This window comes from Streptomyces incanus (genome assembly GCF_042656345.1).
GTDB lineage: Bacteria > Actinomycetota > Actinomycetes > Streptomycetales > Streptomycetaceae > Streptomyces > Streptomyces incanus.
The window spans coordinates 1-1,227 of the sequence record NZ_JBHSPC010000146.1 but is presented as its reverse complement, the minus strand read 5'-3'; the positions used below and the strand labels follow the sequence as shown (position 1 = coordinate 1,227).

The window sequence follows — 1,227 nt, the reverse complement described above, 5'->3', positions numbered from 1 at the left end:
GAAACGACCCATACCACATCAACGAACCCAAGCCCCGGAAGCAACCCGTAAATACGCGACGCCTCCCGGCTCCGTTCTCAGAGTGCGGTACGTGATGTAATGCCCGTTTCTGGTTTGGGGTTGGGTGAGGAGCCCTGGTCGGCGGGGTGGGCCGGCGGTCAGGTGTGGGGCTGAGTGAACAGGCCAGGTTCGGGTTCGGTGAGGATGCCCCGTGTGACCAGGCGTTTCAGCTTGGAGCGGATGCCTTCGGTGTTCTTCGGGAGGATCGGCAGGTCGAGGGCCTCGCACAGGTCGCGGGCTCGCATCGGTCGGCCGGAGTCGGTGAGGGCGGTGAGTATCTGCTGGTAGGCGGGGTGGTCGGGCACGTCGGGGCGGGGCGTCTCCTCGGCGGGTGCCGGAGCGGGGATGGCGAGGAGGGTCTTGCGGGTGATGCGCAGGTTCTCGCTCTCCGCGTCGAGTTCGCCGAGGTGGGCGGTGAGTTCCTCGATGCGGGAGCGGAGGTGTCCTGCCTGCTCGCCGAGTTCGTGCTCACGGGCCTCGATATATTCCAGGACGGTGCTGATCTGCGGGTTCTCGGTCACGGTGTCCTCCAGGCGGGGACGGTGGCGTCGGTGAGGCGGCGGGCCATGACGGAGGTCATCGCCCAGAAGACGCGCGAGCGGGAACTGGCGGTCCGGTGTTCGTAGTCGCGGACCAGCCGCCGGTAGAACATCAGGATCCCGTTCGTCTGCTCCACGATCCACCGCTTGACCTGCGGGACGAAGCCCTTGTCGGCCGGGTTGCGTTCAACGATCTCGACGTCGATGCCGTGCCGTTTCCCGTGCTCGACGACGCTCTTCTTGAACCCCTGGTCGACCAGGGCTTTACGCACCGTGTCGGTCTGCCCGGCCACGCCGTCCAGCAGCGCGATACCGGCGGCGTTCTCGTGCGCGGAAGCCGGCAGCACGACGGCCTCGACGACCAGGCCCGAAACGTCCACGGCCAGGCACCTCTTGCGGCCCGGCACCTTCTTCGCGGCATCCCGGCCGGTCGTGGTGGCCGGTACTCCGACGGCGGCATGGACACTCTGTGTGTCCAGGACGACGAGGCTCGGGTCGGCTAATCGCCGCTTCTTCTCCCGTAGTTGCCATCGTAGAAGATCGTGGATGGTCTGGTCGGTGCCGTCGTTGCGCCATTTGTAGAAGTAGTACTTCACCGCACCGGCGGGCGGCAGATCGTGGGGCAGCA

At 66.6% G+C, this 1,227-nt stretch carries 2 protein-coding genes; both read right to left on the bottom strand.

The window, feature by feature from the left end:
* Positions 1-158 precede the first annotated feature (158 nt).
* Complete coding sequence (locus ACFP2V_RS34970) at positions 159-581, bottom strand: hypothetical protein (protein WP_381219465.1); 423 nt, start codon at positions 579-581, stop codon at positions 159-161.
* Positions 578-1,227: transposase (locus ACFP2V_RS34965; protein WP_381219463.1), on the bottom strand; the 650-nt coding region annotated here is incomplete at its 5' end. The genes ACFP2V_RS34970 and ACFP2V_RS34965, both read right to left, overlap by 4 nt.